This is a genomic window from Rhodoferax sp. SPJ4 (assembly GCF_058216275.1).
The window spans coordinates 1,469,658-1,483,363 of sequence record NZ_JBYZMN010000001.1 but is presented as its reverse complement, the minus strand read 5'-3'; the positions used below and the strand labels follow the sequence as shown (position 1 = coordinate 1,483,363).

Here is a 13,706-nt window from a genome sequence, read left to right as displayed (position 1 = left end):
GCCGACGGTGGAAGGTTCAACGCCGGCGGCCGCCGAGCAGGCTGCCCAGCACGCCGCGGATGATTTCCCGGCCCACGGCGGAGCCCATGGTGCGCACCGCCGATTTGGCCATGGAGGTGGCCAGACCGTCGTGGCGGCCACCGCGCGGGCCGGTGCTGCCGAACAGCACATCGCTCAGGCCCCCCAGCACCCCGCCGCCCTGGTCCGGCGCCGCCACGCCCGGCTTGGCCGCCGGCGGCGCCGCATCGGCCGAGGCCTGGGCCCGGGCGGTCAGCTTCTCGTAGGCCGACTCGCGGTCCACGGCCTTCTCATAGACACCGGCCACCAGCGAGCCCTGCAACAACGCCTGGCGCTGGACTGGGGTGATGGGGCCGATCTGGCTGCCGGGCGGCAGCACGTAGACCCGCTCGGTCTCGCAGGGCCGACCCTTGGCGTCGAGGAAGCTGATCAGCGCCTCGCCCACCGCCAGTTCGGTGATGGCCTGTTCGATGTCCAGGCCGGCCTTTTGGCGCATGGTCTGGGCCGTGGCTTTGACGGCCTTCTGGTCGCGTGGGGTGAAGGCGCGCAGCGCGTGCTGCACCCGGTTGCCCAGCTGGGCCAGCACCGAGTCGGGAATGTCCAGCGGGTTCTGGGTGACGAAGTACACGCCCACGCCCTTGGAGCGCACCAGGCGCACCACCAGCTCGATGCGCTCCACCAGCACCTTGGGGGCCTCGTTGAACAGCAGATGGGCCTCGTCGAAGAAGAACACCAGTTTGGGCTGCTCGGGGTCACCGATCTCTGGGAGTTGCTCGAACAGCTCGGACAGCATCCACAGCAAAAAGGTGGCGTACAGCCGCGGCGAGTTCATTAGCTTGTCGGCCGCCAGCACGTTGATGACGCCCTGGCCATCGACGGTCTGCATGAAGTCGTTGATGTTGAGCATGGGCTCGCCAAAGAACTTGTCGCCGCCCTGGGTCTCGATCTGCAGCAGCCCGCGCTGGATGGCGCCCACGCTGGCGGCGCTGATGTTGCCGTAGCTGGTCTGGAATTCGCTGGCGTTGTCGCCCAGGTACTGCAGCATGGCGCGCAGGTCTTTCAGGTCCAGCAGCAGCAGGCCGTTGTCGTCGGCGATCTTGAACACCAGGTTCATCACGCCGGCCTGGGTCTCGTTGAGGTTGAGCATGCGGCCCAGCAGCAGCGGCCCCATGTCGGAGATGGTGGCGCGCACGGGGTGGCCCTGGTCGCCAAAAACGTCCCACAGCTGCACTGGGCAGGCGCCGGGCGTGGGCAGGTCCAGCCCGCGGTCTTTCAGCACCGCGGCCAGCTTGTCGGCGATGTGGCCGGTCTGGCTGATGCCGGTCAGGTCGCCCTTGACGTCGGCCATGAAGACTGGCACGCCGATGCGGGAGAAGTTTTCGGCCAGGGTTTGCAGCGTGACGGTCTTGCCGGTGCCGGTGGCGCCGGTGATCAGGCCATGCCGGTTGGCCAGGCCGGGCAGCAGAGCGCATTCGGTGGCGGCGTTCTTGGCAATCAGCAGCGGGTCGGGCATGGTGGGGTGTCCCTGAGGGTGGAAAAGTAAAATCTCGGAGTAGATTAAATCAATCAGAGGGATTTTTCGTGGCCGGACACAGCAAATGGGCGAATATTCAGCACCGCAAGGGCCGCCAGGACGAGAAGCGCGGCAAGATCTGGACCCGCATCATCCGTGAGATCACCGTGGCCGCCCGTGCCGGTGGCGGCGACCTGAGCGCCAACCCGCGGCTGCGCCTGGCGGTGGACAAGGCCAAGGCGGCCAACATGCCGGCCGACCGCGTCAAGTACAACATCGACAAGGCCACCGGCAATGCCGAGGGTGTGCATTACGAGGAAATCCGCTACGAAGGTTATGGCATCGGCGGCGCCGCGATCGTGGTGGACACCATGACCGACAACCATGTGCGCACCGTGGCCGAGGTGCGCCACGCCTTCAACAAGCACGGCGGCAACATGGGCACCAACGGCTCGGTGGCCTTCCAGTTCAAACACTGCGGCCAGCTGGTGTTTGCCCCTGGCACCGACGAAGACAAGCTGATGGAGCTGGCGCTGGAAGCCGGCGCCGACGACGTGGTGAGCCATGCCGACGGCGCCATCGAGGTGCTGACCTCGCCGGCCGACTTCGAGGCAGTGAAAAACGCCTTGCAGGCCGCTGGCCTGACGCCAGAAGTGGCCGAAGTGACCATGCGTCCGGAAAACGAAATCGAACTCAGCGGCGACGACGCCGCGAAAATGCAAAAAATCCTCGATGCGCTGGAAGAACTGGACGACGTGCAAAACGTCTTCCACAACGCCGCCCTGTGATGAAGCCCCACGCGCCGCATGGCGCCTCGGTGCCGGTCTTAATTTTGAACAGTTGAAAGAAATTTGATGAAAGTATTGGTCATTGGCGGCGGCGGCCGGGAGCATGCGCTGGCCTGGAAGCTCAGCCAGTCGCCCAAGGTGCAGTCGGTCTCTGTGGCGCCTGGCAACGGTGGCACGGCGCTGGACGACCGGCTGGAAAACATCCCCATCACCGATGTGCAGGCGCTGCGGGCCTGGGCCCAGGAGCACAAGATCGCGCTGACCGTGGTCGGTCCCGAGCAGCCGCTGGCCGCCGGTGTGGTGGACGAGTTCCGCGCCCATGGCCTGCGCATCTTCGGCCCGACCAAGGCCGCCGCCCAGCTGGAAAGTTCCAAAGCCTTCTCCAAGGCCTTCATGAAGCGCCACGCCATCCCCACCGCCGAGTACGAGACCTTCACCGACCCGGTGGCCGCCCACGCCTATGTGGAGAAGATGGGCGCGCCCATCGTCGTCAAGGCCGACGGCCTGGCCGCCGGCAAGGGCGTGGTGGTGGCGATGACGCTGGCCGAGGCCCACGAGGCGGTGGACTTCATGCTGGTCGACAACACCCTGGGCGTGCAGCACAACGACGGCGGCGCGCGGGTGGTGATCGAGGAGTTTTTGCAGGGCGAGGAAGCCAGCTTCATCGTGCTGTGTGACGGCAAGAACGTCGCCGCGCTGGCCACCAGCCAGGACCACAAGCGCCTGCTCGACGGCGACCAGGGCCCCAACACCGGTGGCATGGGCGCCTACTCGCCAGCGCCGGTGGTCACTCCCGACGTGCACGCCCGCGCGATGCGCGAAATCATCCTGCCCACCATCAAGGGCATGGAAAAAGACGGCATTCCCTATTCGGGCTTTCTGTACGCCGGCCTGATGATCGACGCCCAGGGCCGGCCCAAAACGCTGGAGTTCAACTGCCGCATGGGCGACCCGGAAACCCAGCCCATCATGATGCGGCTGAAGTCCGACCTGTTCGACCTGCTGTGGGCCGCCACCGAAACCGGCCCCCATGGCCGCATCGACGACATCGAGCTGCAATGGGACCGCCATGTGGCGCTGGGCGTGGTGATGGCCGCCCACGGCTACCCCTTGAGCCCGCGCAAGGGCGACCCCATCACCGGCCTGCCCAAGGACAGCGACGACGCGGTGGTTTTCCATGCCGGCACCGCGCAGGACGGCGACACGGTGCGCACCACCGGCGGCCGGGTGCTGTGTGTCACCGTGCTGGCCGAGTCGGTCAAGGCGGCGCAGCAAAAGGCCAACGAGCTGGCCGCCGCCATCCATTTCGACGGCGCCCAGTACCGCCACGACATCGGCCACCGCGCCGTCAAGTGAGTCAGCACCCATGAGCGTTGATGTGGTTCGCGCCTACCTGCTGGGCCTGCAGCAAAGCATCGTCGACGGCATTGCCGCGGTCGACGGTGGCCGGTTCACCGCCGACCCCTGGCAAAAGCCGCCGGGCGAGGTCTTGCAGGGCAACGGCGTCACGCAAATCCTGGAGGGCGGGGCGGTGTTCGAGCGGGCCGGCTGCGGCTTCTCGCATGTCACCGGGCCCCGCCTGCCGCCTTCGGCCACCCAGCACCGGCCCGAGCTGTCGGGCGCGCCGTTTGAGGCCATGGGCGTGTCGCTGGTGTTTCACCCGCGCAACCCCTATGTGCCCACGGTGCACATGAACGTGCGCATGCTGGCTGCCAAGCCCGAGGGCAGGAAGGTGGTGTGCTGGTTCGGCGGTGGCATGGACCTGACGCCTTACTACGGCTTTGACGAGGATGCCACCCATTTCCATCGCGTGTGCCAGCAGACCCTGGCCCCGTTTGGCGACGACAAATACCCGCGCTTCAAGGCCTGGTGCGACGAGTATTTTTTCCTCAAGCACCGCAACGAGCCGCGCGGCGTGGGCGGGGTGTTTTTCGACGACTTTTCCGAGCTGGGCTTCGAGCGCAGCCTGGCCATGATGCAGGCGGTGGGCTCGTCGCTGCTGGACGCCTACCTGCCCATCGTGGCCCGTCGCAAAGACACCCCCTACGGCGAGCGCGAGCGCGAGTTCCAGCTCTACCGGCGTGGCCGCTATGTGGAGTTCAACCTGGTCTGGGACCGGGGCACGCATTTCGGCCTGCAATCGGGTGGCCGTACCGAGTCCATCCTGCTGTCCATGCCGCCGCTGGCCAGCTGGTCGTACAGCCGCCAGAACGCGCCGGACTCGGCCGAGGCCCGGCTGTACAGCCATTTCCTGCAGGCGCGGGACTGGGTTTGACCCGCACCAGCGCGGTCGCCGCCAGCCCCCGTGTGGGTCTGTTCGGCGGCGCCTTCGACCCGCCGCATCGGGCCCATGTGGCGCTGGCCCGGGTCGCGCGTGACCAGCTGGCGCTGGACGTTTTGCATGTCTTGCCGACCGGTCAGGCCTGGCACAAGGCTCGCATATTGACCGCCGCCGCGCACCGGCTGGCCATGGCCCAACTGGCCTTTGCCGACCTGCCCCGCGTGGTGGTGGACGACCGCGAACTGCGCCGCACCGGCCCCAGCTACACCATCGACACGCTGCACGAACTGCAGGCCCAGCACCCCGGAGCGCAGTTCTTTCTGGTGCTGGGCGCCGACCAGGCGCGGGCCCTGCCAACCTGGCGGGCGTGGCAGGAGATTCTGCAGATTGCTAGCATTTCAATAGCTGAACGCGAAGACTCGACGCCGGGAAACGACCCGTTTGATGCTATAAACGAGGCCTCTGGCCGTTTCGAACGGCTGCACCTGCCCCTCACGCCCCTGAGCGCCACCGACATCCGGCAGCGCCTGGCCCACGGCCAGGGCATTGCGCATCTGGTGCCTGCACCGGTTGCGCGCTATATTGACCTCCATCACCTCTACCGACCCGCCTGATGACCACAGAAGCCGCTGCCAAGAAAAACACCCAGAAACTCCAGCGGGCGATCGTCGATGGCCTGGAAGACGTGAAGGCCCAGGATATCCAGGTTTTCAACACCGAGCATTTGTCGGCCTTGTTCGAGCGGGTCATCGTGGCGTCGGGCACCTCCAACCGGCAAACCCGGGCGCTGGCCGCCAGCGTGCGCGACGCGGTGCGCGAGGCCGGTTTTCACAAGCCGCGCATCGAGGGTGAAGACAACGGCGAGTGGATCATCGTCGACTGTGGCGCGGCCGTGGTGCATGTCATGCAACCCACCATCCGCCAGTACTACCACCTGGAAGAGCTGTGGGGCGACACCCCGGTGCGGCTGAAGCTGGGCGCGGCCAAGCCGGCCCTGCCGGAAAAGGCCCCGGCCAAGAAGGCAGCGCCCAAGGCCGAGCCCACGCTGCGCCGCAGCAGCGCGGCCAAGTCCGCGGTGAAGGCGGCCGAGCAGGCCGCCCGCGAGGCCAAGGCCCCGGCCAAGCGGGCCCGGCCGGGTGCCAAGTCAGCCGCCAAACCTGCCGCCAAAACACCCGCCAGCAAGGCCCCCATCAAGACCGTGGTGGTGAAGCCCGCTGCCAAGAAAGCGCCGGCCAAGAAGGCCGTGGCAGCGAAGAAGGCCCCGGCCAAGAAGGCGCCCGCCCGCAAGGCATGAGCACCGGCGCGGGGTCGGTGTGAAACTCTTTGTGGTGGCGGTGGGCCAGCGGGTGCCCGACTGGGCCCAGACCGCCTGGGACGACTACGCCAAACGCTTCCCGCCCGAGCTGCGGGTGGAGCTGAAAGCCGTCAAGACCGAGGCGCGCGGTTCCAAAACCCTGGAGCAGCTGTACGCGGCCGAGCGCGAACGCATCGAGGCCGCCATTCCCCGTGGCACCCGCATCGTGGCGCTGGACGAGCGCGGCACGGCGCTGACCACGGTGGCGCTGGCCAGCCGGCTCAAGGGCTGGCAGCTGGAAAGCGACGACGTGGCCCTGGTGATTGGCGGGCCCGACGGCCTGGACCCGGCCTTCAAACAGGCCGCCCACGAACGCATCCGCTTGTCCGACCTGACCCTGCCCCATGCCATGGTGCGGGTGCTGCTGGTGGAGCAGCTGTACCGCGCCTGGTCGGTCAACGCCGGTCACCCCTACCATCGAGAATGATGGCCCGCGCCGGCCACGGCGTGTGCGGCGCTGCCCCCTTTTGCCGTTGAGAGCCCGCATGACCGATTTCATTTACCTTGCCTCGCAAAGCCCGCGCCGCCGCCAGCTGCTGGAGCAACTGGGCGTGGCCCACCAGCTGCTGCTGGCCGACGCCAGCGAAGACGCCGAAGCGCTGGAGGCTGTGCATGGCCAGGAGGCGCCATTGGCTTATGTGAAACGGGTCACCGGGCTCAAGCTGGACGCGGCGGTGGCCCGACTGGCCGCACGAGGCCTGCCGGCCGCACCGGTGCTGTGTTCCGACACCACGGTGGCGCTGGGCCGGCGTATCTACGGCAAGCCGCACGATGCACGCGACGCCGCCCGCATGCTGCGTGAACTGTCGGGCCAAACCCACCAGGTGCTGACCGCGGTGGCGGTGCAGCACGGCCGGCAGCGTGCCCTGGTGGTGAGCCGCTCGCAGGTGCAGTTCAGCGCGCTGAGCCCGGCCGAGATCCGCCGCTACGTGGCCAGCGGCGAGCCGCTGGGCAAGGCCGGCGCCTACGCGGTGCAGGGCAGGGCGGCGGCCTTCATCGCCCGCATTAGCGGCAGCTACTCTGGCATCATGGGCCTGCCCCTGTTCGAGACCGCCGCGCTGCTGCGCTCGCTGGGCCTGAAATTCTGACGCCATGAACCAAGACATCCTGATCAACTGGTCGCCCCAGGAAACCCGCGTCGCCGTGGTCGAGTACGGCGCGGTGCAGGAGTTGCACCTGGAACGCACCCTGGAGCGGGGCCGGGTGGGCAACGTCTACCTGGGCAAGGTTGCGCGGGTGCTGCCAGGCATGCAGTCGGCCTTCATCGACATCGGCCTGGACCGGGCCGCTTTTTTGCATGTGGCCGACCTGGTGAACAACGGCACCACACCGCGCCATGCCGAGGCCGACAAGGCTTCGGGTGCGCCCGCAGCCCCGGTGGTGCCCATCGAGCGCCAGGTGTTCGAGGGCCAGGCGCTGATGGTGCAGGTCATCAAGGACCCGATCGGCAGCAAGGGCGCCCGGCTGTCCACGCAAATCAGCATCGCCGGCCGCATGCTGGTGTTTCTGCCGCAGGACAACCACCTGGGTGTGTCGCAAAAAATCCCGTTCGAGCAGCGCCAGGCGCTGAAGGAGCGACTGGCCGCGCTGGCCAGCGAGGGCGGCGGCGGCTTCATCCTGCGCACCAATGGCGAAGACGCGACCGACGCCGAATTGGCGCAGGACATCGCCTATTTGCGCAAGACCTGGGCCCGCATCAAGGACGCGGCGCTCAAGCAACCGCCCAAATCGCTGCTGCACCAGGACCTGAGCCTGCTGCAACGGGTGCTGCGCGACCTGACCGGCGAGGACACGCAGTCGGTGCGCCTCGACTCGCGCGAGCAGTTCGAGGTGTTGCAGGCCTTTGGCCAGGAGTTCATGCCCGACACCGTGGGCAAGGTGCAGCTGTACAAGGGCGAGCGGCCGATCTTTGATCTGTTTTCCATCGACGAGGAAATCGCCAAGGCCCTGGGCCGGCGGGTCGAGCTGAAGTCGGGCGGCTATTTGATCGTCGACCAGACCGAGGCCTTGACCACGGTGGATGTGAACACCGGCGGCTTCGTCGGCGCCCGCAATTTCGACGACACCATTTTCAAGACCAACCTGGAGGCCGCGCAGGCGATTGCACGCCAGCTGCGTTTGCGCAACCTGGGCGGCATCATCATCGTGGACTTCATCGACATGACGCGCGAAGACCACCGTGAGGCGGTGCTGGCCGAGCTGCGCAAACAACTGGGACGGGACCGGGTGAAAACCACCGCCGGCGGCTTCTCGCAGCTGGGGCTGGTGGAGATGACGCGCAAACGCACCCGCGAGTCGCTGGTGCATTTGCTGTGCGAGTCCTGCCCGGTGTGCGACGGCAAAGGCGTGGTGAAAACGCCGCGCAGCGTGGTCTACGACATCCTGCGCGAAATCCTGCGCGAGGCCCGGCAGTTCAGCCCGCGCGAGTTCCGGGTCGTGGCCTCACCGCAGGTGGTGGAGCTGTTGCTGGACGAAGAGAGCACCCACCTGGCCGGCCTGAGCGACTTCATCGGCAAGCCGATCTCGCTGCAGACCGAGGGTGCGATGGGGCAGGAACAGTACGATATCGTGCTGCTGTGAGCGCCACCCCGAGTCCCATGAGCCTGTCCGTCATCCTCATCACCAAAAACGAGGCCGCCAACCTGCCCGGTTGCCTGGCCTCGGTGGCCTTTGCCGACGAGCTCATCGTGGTCGACAGTGGCAGCACCGACGCCACCGTCGCCATCGCCCAGGCCCATGGTGCCCGGGTGTTGCAAACCCCCGACTGGCCCGGCTTTGGCCTGCAGAAAAACCGGGCGCTGGACATGGCCACCGGCGACTGGGTGCTGTCCATCGACGCCGACGAACGCATCACCCCTGCGCTGCAACAGCAGATTCTGGACGCGGTGGCCTCGGGCCGCGCCGACGCCTTCGAGATCCCGCGGCTGACGCGCTTTTGTGGCCAGTGGATCCACCATTGCGGCTGGACCCCCGACCATGTGCTGCGGCTGTTCCGGCGCGGCACCGCCCGCTTCAGCGACGACCTGGTGCACGAGCGGGTGGTGGCCAGCGGCGGCGCACCGGCCCGGCTGAGCCAGGTGATGCTGCACGACAGCTACCCCACCCCCGCCCACTACTGGCGCAAGCTGGAGTCCTACAGCCTGGCCTGGGCCCAGCAGCGGCACGCCGCCGGCCGGCAGACCAGCATGCTGCGCGCCGCGCTGGCCGGTGCGGTGGCCTTTGTCCGCAGCTACGTGTTCCGGCTGGGTTTTCTCGACGGCGCCCTGGGCTTTGCGGTCTGCACCATGCAGGCCCAGGCCTCGTTCGGCAAGTACTTCACCCTTTACTGCCTGAACCGGCAGGCCAGCGACCACCCCCATGCCCCGTGAGCCCGCAGCACCCCGGCGGGTGCTGGTTGTTTCGCTGCGTTTCCTCGGTGACCTGCTGATCAGCACGCTGATTGCCGACGGCGTCAAGCGGCGCTGGCCCGGTTGCCAGGTCGATTACCTGGTGTACGAGGGCATGGAGGGCGTGCTCAAGGGCAACGGCTGTGTCGACCGGGTGCTGACCCTGCCGCCGCGCGCCAAGCCCAAGTTGCGGCTGGCCATGCTGCGCCAGGTGTGGCGCCGCTACGACCTGGCGCTGACCACCCATTCCGGCGACTACCCCCATCTGGTGTTGTGGGCGGCCGCGCCCGAACGCGTGGGCGCGCTGCCGCTGCGTGCCGCCCATGCCTGGTGGAAGCGCTGGCTGGCGCCGCGCAGCGTGGCCGAGATGCCTGGCGCACCGATTGCCGCGCTGTGCGCCCAAATCGCCGAGGCGGCGGGCGTGCAGGGTTTGCTGCAGATGCGGCCACCGCAGGCCCCCAGGCTGTGGGCGCCGGTGCAGGCGCTGCGGGAGGCCGGCCAGCCCTATGCCGTGCTCAACCCCAGCCCGCGCTGGAACTACAAGCGCTGGCACACGGCCGGCTGGCGAGCGCTGGTGGCCCATTTGCAGGCCGCCGGTCTGGCGGTGGTGGTCACTGGCAGCCAGGCCGCCGAAGAGCAGGCCTACCTGGACAAGCTGTTCGAGGGCTGCAGCGGCCTGCTGCGGGCCGACGCCTCGGTGGACTTTGCCCAGGCCGGCTCGGTGATCGCCGGCGCCCGGCTGTTTGTCGGCCCCGACACCTTCACCACCCATCTGGCGGCGAGCTGCGGCGTGCCCACGGTGACGCTGTTTGGCCCCACCGATCCGCGCATCTGGGGCCCGATCAGCCAGGCTTCGGCGGGTGAGGGGGGGGTGGTGCCGGGCTTCGCCGCCGCCGAGCGGGTGCAGCGCCGCGCCAACGTTTGGCTGCTGCAAAACCCCGAGCCCGCCTGCATGCCCTGCCAGCAGGAGGGCTGTGAGCGGCACCTCCAAAGCCACAGCCGCTGCCTGGACGAGTTGCCCAGCGCCCAGGTGCTGGCGGTGGTGGACACCCTCCTGCAGGGCCGGGCGAACCCGCCAGCCTGAGGGCTCAGGCCGGCGTGTCGGGCGCCAGGGCCGCCGGCGAGCGCGCCGCCTGGGCCTGCAACCGGCTGTAGGTGCCACCCTGGCGCAGCAGCTCGGCGTGCGTGCCTTGTTCCACGATGCGGCCTTGCGCCATCACCACCACCCGGTCGGCGTGTTCGATGGTGCTCAGGCGGTGGGCAATGACCAGCGTGGTGCGCCCGGTCATCAGCCGCTGCAAGGCGTCCTGCACCAGGCGCTCGGACTCGGTGTCCAGCGCCGAGGTGGCTTCGTCCAGGATCAGGATGGGCGCGTCCTTGTACAGCGCCCGGGCAATCGCCAGCCGTTGCCGCTGGCCACCCGAGAGCTGGGCGGCGTTGTGACCGGTCACGGTGTCCATGCCCAGTGGCAGGCCCTTGACGAAGTCGCCCAGGTTGGCGGCTTGCAGGCATTGCGACACACGGCCGCGGTCCAGCGGCCGGCCCAGGGCCACGTTGTCGGCCAGCGAGGCGTTGAGCATCACCACATCCTGGCTCACCATGGCGAACTGCTCGCGCAGCGCGCTCAGCCGCCAGCTGGCCAGGTCGTGGCCGTCCAGCAGCACCCGGCCGCCGCTGGGCAGCACAAAGCGCGGCAGCAAATTGGCCAGCGTGGTTTTGCCCGAGCCCGACGGTCCGACCAGGGCCACCACCTCGCCGGGCTGGATGGCCAGCGTCACGCCGTGCAGGGCCGGCTCGGCCGCGCTGTCGTACTGCACCACCACCTGCTCGAAGGCGATGCGCCCGCTGGCACGGGGCAGGGCGTGTTCACCTTCGGGCTCGGCGGGCACCTGCTCGATCAGCGACAGGCCACGCTCCAGCGCGGCCAGGCCACGGGTGATGGGGCTGGCGATTTCCGACAGGTGCTTGATGGGCGCCACCAGCATCAGCATCGCGGTGACAAAGGCCACGAAGCTGCCCACCGTGACGCCGGTGGTGCTGCTTTGCCACAGCGCCACCGTGATTACCGCTGACAGCGCCAGCGCCGCCATCATCTGCGTCAGCGGTGTCATGGCCGAGGAGGCGATGGTGGACTTCATGGCCAGGCGGCGCATGCCCTGGCTGAGCTGCTCGAAACGCTCGGCCTGGGCCGGCTGGGCGGCGTGCAGGCGCACCATGCGGTGGGCCAGCACGTTTTCTTCCACCACATAGGCCAGGTTGTCGGTGGCCGACTGACTGGCCTTGGTGATGCGGTACAGCCGCCGGGACAGGGTGCGCATCACCAGCGCCACCGCCGGGAACAGCAGGGCCACGATCAGCGTCAGCTTCCAGTTCAGGAAAAACAGATACCCCAGCAAGGCCAGCAGCGTCAGGCCGTCGCGGGCCAGGCTCAGCAGCGCGCTCACCAGCAGCTGCGAGCCGGTCTGCACCTCATAGACCACAGTGTTGGACAGCGCGCTGGCCGATTGCCGGGTGAACAAGGCCATGTCAGCGTTCAGCAGCCGCTCGAACAGCGCCCGCCGCAGCAGCAGCATGCCGTCGTTGGCCACCTTGGCCAGCGCCACCTGGGCCAGAAAACCGCTCAGGCCCCGCACACCGAACAGCCCCAGCAGCGCCACAGGCACCAGCCACAGGCTGAAAGATCCCTGCTGGAAGCCGCGGTCCAGCAGCGGCTGCAACAAGGCGGGAATCATGGGCTCGGTGGCCGAGCCGACGATGGTGGCCAGCACTGCCAGCAGCCAGGCGGTACGGGCCCCGCCAAAAAACGGCTGCAGGCGCTTCAGTCCCTGCAGGGTGACAGGCACCTTGCGGGGCGGGGGTGTGGGGGGGGCGGTTTCGGCCATGGAGTGAGGTCGCTGAATGTGCCAAGGTTCATCGGCGGCCAGGCCGGGAAGGGGGTGGGCCAAGGGCGGTGTTGGTCCCTGCCATTGCCCGTGTGAATTTGCCGGTTCTGTATTTTGACAGCGGCGAGGACTGTTAAAGTACTTGCTTCCTTTTCCACTATTTTCCATGAATATGTGTGCAACCAAGTCGGTCAGCGGCGGCCTGATCAAAAGCGTGTGTTTGTTCTTCGCGATGCTGGTCGCCCAGACCGGCTTTGCGCAGGTCAAGGTGGACGTGACGGGGGTGGGCCTGACCCAGCTGCCGATTGCCATCGTGCCCTTCAAGGGCAACGAGCTGGCTCCCCAACCGGTGGGCGGCATCGTGCAGGCCGACCTGGAACGCAGCGGCCAGTTCCGCGCCATTGACGGCGCGGGCAATGTGCTGGACGAGTTGTCGCGCCCCGACATGGCGCCGTGGCGCCAAAAGGGCGCCGACTCGCTGGTGACCGGCAGCGTGCGCCGTCTCAGCAACGGCCGCTACGACGTGCGTTTCCGCCTGTGGGATGCGGTGCGCAACGCCGACCTCGGTGGCCAGAGCTTCTCGGTGGCCGAGGTGGACCTGCGTCTGGCGGCCCACCGCATTGCCGACTACGTGTATGAAAAGCTCACCGGCGAGAAGGGCATCTTCTCGACCCGCCTGGCCTACGTCACCCGCTCCGGCAACCGCTACAACCTGTGGGTGGCCGATGCCGACGGCGAAGGTGCGCAGAGCGCGCTGGCCAGCTCCGAGCCCATCATCTCGCCGGCCTGGTCGCCCAACGGCGACCAGCTGGCCTATGTGTCTTTCGAGACCCGCAAGCCCATCGTTTATGTGCACGACGTGGCCACCGGCAAGCGCCGCCTGCTGGCCAGCTTCCGTGGCTCCAACAGCGCACCGGCCTGGGCGCCGGACGGCAAGGCGCTGGCCGTCACGCTGAGCCGCGACGGTGGTTCGCAGCTGTTCAGCATCGACGCGGCGGGCGGTGAGCCACGCCGCCTGGTGCAGTCGCCCAGCATTGACACCGAAGCCACCTACTCGCCCAATGGCGACTCGATCTACTTTGTCAGCGACCGCGGCGGCCAGCCGCAGATCTACCGCATGCCGTCCAGCGGCAGCGGTGCCATCACCCGCGTGACCTTCAACGGCAGCTACAACATCTCGCCCGCCATCAGCCCGGATGGCCGCTGGATGGCCTATGTGTCGCGCGAAGGCGGTGGCTACAAGCTCAAGCTGATGGACCTGGGCAGCGGCAACGTCACCACGCTGACCGACACCACCGCCGATGAAAGCCCCAGCTTCTCGCCCAACAGCCGATTGGTCATTTACGCCACCGTGCAAGGCGGCCGTGATTCGCTGATGACGACCACGCTGGACGGCAAGGTCAAGTCCCGCCTGACCGGCGCACCCGGCGATCTGCGGGAACCTGCCTGGGGCCCCTTCCTCAAATAAGGCCTGTTCTTTTCCT

13 protein-coding genes are annotated in these 13,706 nt (G+C 67.9%); 11 read left to right on the top strand and 2 right to left on the bottom strand.

What is annotated here, in order from left to right; all coding sequences use genetic code 11:
* Window positions 1-16: 16 nt before the first annotated feature.
* Window positions 17-1,531, bottom strand: a complete 1,515-nt coding sequence (locus AC4BAR_RS07195; protein ID WP_490627121.1) for a helicase HerA-like domain-containing protein — start codon at window positions 1,529-1,531, stop codon at window positions 17-19.
* A gap of 68 nt (window positions 1,532-1,599) precedes the next feature.
* Here AC4BAR_RS07195 and AC4BAR_RS07190 point away from each other — a divergent pair, with 68 nt between their 5' ends.
* The 10 genes from AC4BAR_RS07190 (at window position 1,600) to AC4BAR_RS07145 (ending at window position 10,424) form a co-directional block, all read left to right on the top strand.
* A complete protein-coding gene (locus tag AC4BAR_RS07190) occupies window positions 1,600-2,319 on the top strand; it encodes a YebC/PmpR family DNA-binding transcriptional regulator (RefSeq protein WP_490627120.1) in 720 nt (239 codons plus the stop codon).
* A 66-nt stretch (window positions 2,320-2,385) separates the two neighbouring features.
* Window positions 2,386-3,675, top strand: a complete 1,290-nt coding sequence (gene purD / locus AC4BAR_RS07185; protein ID WP_490627119.1) for a phosphoribosylamine--glycine ligase — start codon at window positions 2,386-2,388, stop codon at window positions 3,673-3,675.
* A gap of 10 nt (window positions 3,676-3,685) precedes the next feature.
* Window positions 3,686-4,594 carry an oxygen-dependent coproporphyrinogen oxidase gene (gene hemF / locus AC4BAR_RS07180; protein ID WP_490627118.1) on the top strand — a complete coding sequence of 303 codons (909 nt, stop codon included), beginning with the start codon at window positions 3,686-3,688 and terminating at the stop codon, window positions 4,592-4,594.
* Window positions 4,591-5,214, top strand: a complete 624-nt coding sequence (nadD, locus tag AC4BAR_RS07175; protein ID WP_490627117.1) for a nicotinate (nicotinamide) nucleotide adenylyltransferase — start codon at window positions 4,591-4,593, stop codon at window positions 5,212-5,214. Before hemF ends, nadD begins: the two co-directional genes overlap by 4 nt.
* Window positions 5,214-5,894: a ribosome silencing factor gene (gene rsfS / locus AC4BAR_RS07170; protein WP_490627116.1), complete on the top strand. Its 681-nt coding sequence runs from the start codon at window positions 5,214-5,216 to the stop codon at window positions 5,892-5,894. Before nadD ends, rsfS begins: the two co-directional genes overlap by 1 nt.
* 19 nt (window positions 5,895-5,913) lie before the next feature.
* A complete protein-coding gene (gene rlmH, locus AC4BAR_RS07165) occupies window positions 5,914-6,381 on the top strand; it encodes a 23S rRNA (pseudouridine(1915)-N(3))-methyltransferase RlmH (RefSeq protein ID WP_490627115.1) in 468 nt (155 codons plus the stop codon).
* Between the two features lie 58 nt (window positions 6,382-6,439).
* A complete protein-coding gene (locus tag AC4BAR_RS07160; RefSeq protein WP_490627114.1) occupies window positions 6,440-7,042 on the top strand; it encodes a Maf family protein in 603 nt (200 codons plus the stop codon).
* A 4-nt stretch (window positions 7,043-7,046) separates the two neighbouring features.
* Entirely contained in the window at window positions 7,047-8,534 is a 1,488-nt protein-coding gene (gene rng / locus AC4BAR_RS07155) for a ribonuclease G (protein WP_490627113.1), read from the top strand.
* 17 nt (window positions 8,535-8,551) lie between these two features.
* Window positions 8,552-9,322, top strand: a complete 771-nt coding sequence (locus AC4BAR_RS07150) for a glycosyltransferase family 2 protein (RefSeq protein ID WP_490627112.1) — start codon at window positions 8,552-8,554, stop codon at window positions 9,320-9,322.
* A complete protein-coding gene (locus AC4BAR_RS07145; RefSeq protein ID WP_490627111.1) occupies window positions 9,312-10,424 on the top strand; it encodes a glycosyltransferase family 9 protein in 1,113 nt (370 codons plus the stop codon). Before AC4BAR_RS07150 ends, AC4BAR_RS07145 begins: the two co-directional genes overlap by 11 nt.
* Window positions 10,425-10,428: 4 nt before the next feature.
* Here AC4BAR_RS07145 and msbA read toward each other — a convergent pair whose 3' ends face one another.
* Window positions 10,429-12,222 carry a lipid A export permease/ATP-binding protein MsbA gene (msbA, locus tag AC4BAR_RS07140; protein WP_490627110.1) on the bottom strand — a complete coding sequence of 598 codons (1,794 nt, stop codon included), beginning with the start codon at window positions 12,220-12,222 and terminating at the stop codon, window positions 10,429-10,431.
* 232 nt (window positions 12,223-12,454) lie between these two features.
* Here msbA and tolB point away from each other — a divergent pair, with 232 nt between their 5' ends.
* Window positions 12,455-13,690 (top strand): Tol-Pal system beta propeller repeat protein TolB, encoded by a 1,236-nt coding sequence (tolB, locus tag AC4BAR_RS07135; RefSeq protein WP_490627211.1) that lies wholly within the window; start codon window positions 12,455-12,457, stop codon window positions 13,688-13,690.
* Window positions 13,691-13,706: the final 16 nt, after the last annotated feature.

Bases quoted from the DNA above. Each gene is read 5' to 3' on its own strand.
- AC4BAR_RS07195 (WP_490627121.1), bottom strand. From the start codon at position 1,531: ATGCCCGACCCGCTGCTGATTGCCAAGAACGCCGCCACCGAATGCGCT.
- purD (WP_490627119.1), top strand. From the start codon at position 2,386: ATGAAAGTATTGGTCATTGGCGGCGGCGGCCGGGAGCATGCGCTGGCC.
- hemF (WP_490627118.1), top strand. From the start codon at position 3,686: ATGAGCGTTGATGTGGTTCGCGCCTACCTGCTGGGCCTGCAGCAAAGC.
- rsfS (WP_490627116.1), top strand. From the start codon at position 5,214: ATGACCACAGAAGCCGCTGCCAAGAAAAACACCCAGAAACTCCAGCGG.
- AC4BAR_RS07160 (WP_490627114.1), top strand. From the start codon at position 6,440: ATGACCGATTTCATTTACCTTGCCTCGCAAAGCCCGCGCCGCCGCCAG.
- rng (WP_490627113.1), top strand. From the start codon at position 7,047: ATGAACCAAGACATCCTGATCAACTGGTCGCCCCAGGAAACCCGCGTC.
- AC4BAR_RS07150 (WP_490627112.1), top strand. From the start codon at position 8,552: ATGAGCCTGTCCGTCATCCTCATCACCAAAAACGAGGCCGCCAACCTG.
- AC4BAR_RS07145 (WP_490627111.1), top strand. From the start codon at position 9,312: ATGCCCCGTGAGCCCGCAGCACCCCGGCGGGTGCTGGTTGTTTCGCTG.
- msbA (WP_490627110.1), bottom strand. From the start codon at position 12,222: ATGGCCGAAACCGCCCCCCCCACACCCCCGCCCCGCAAGGTGCCTGTC.
- tolB (WP_490627211.1), top strand. From the start codon at position 12,455: ATGCTGGTCGCCCAGACCGGCTTTGCGCAGGTCAAGGTGGACGTGACG.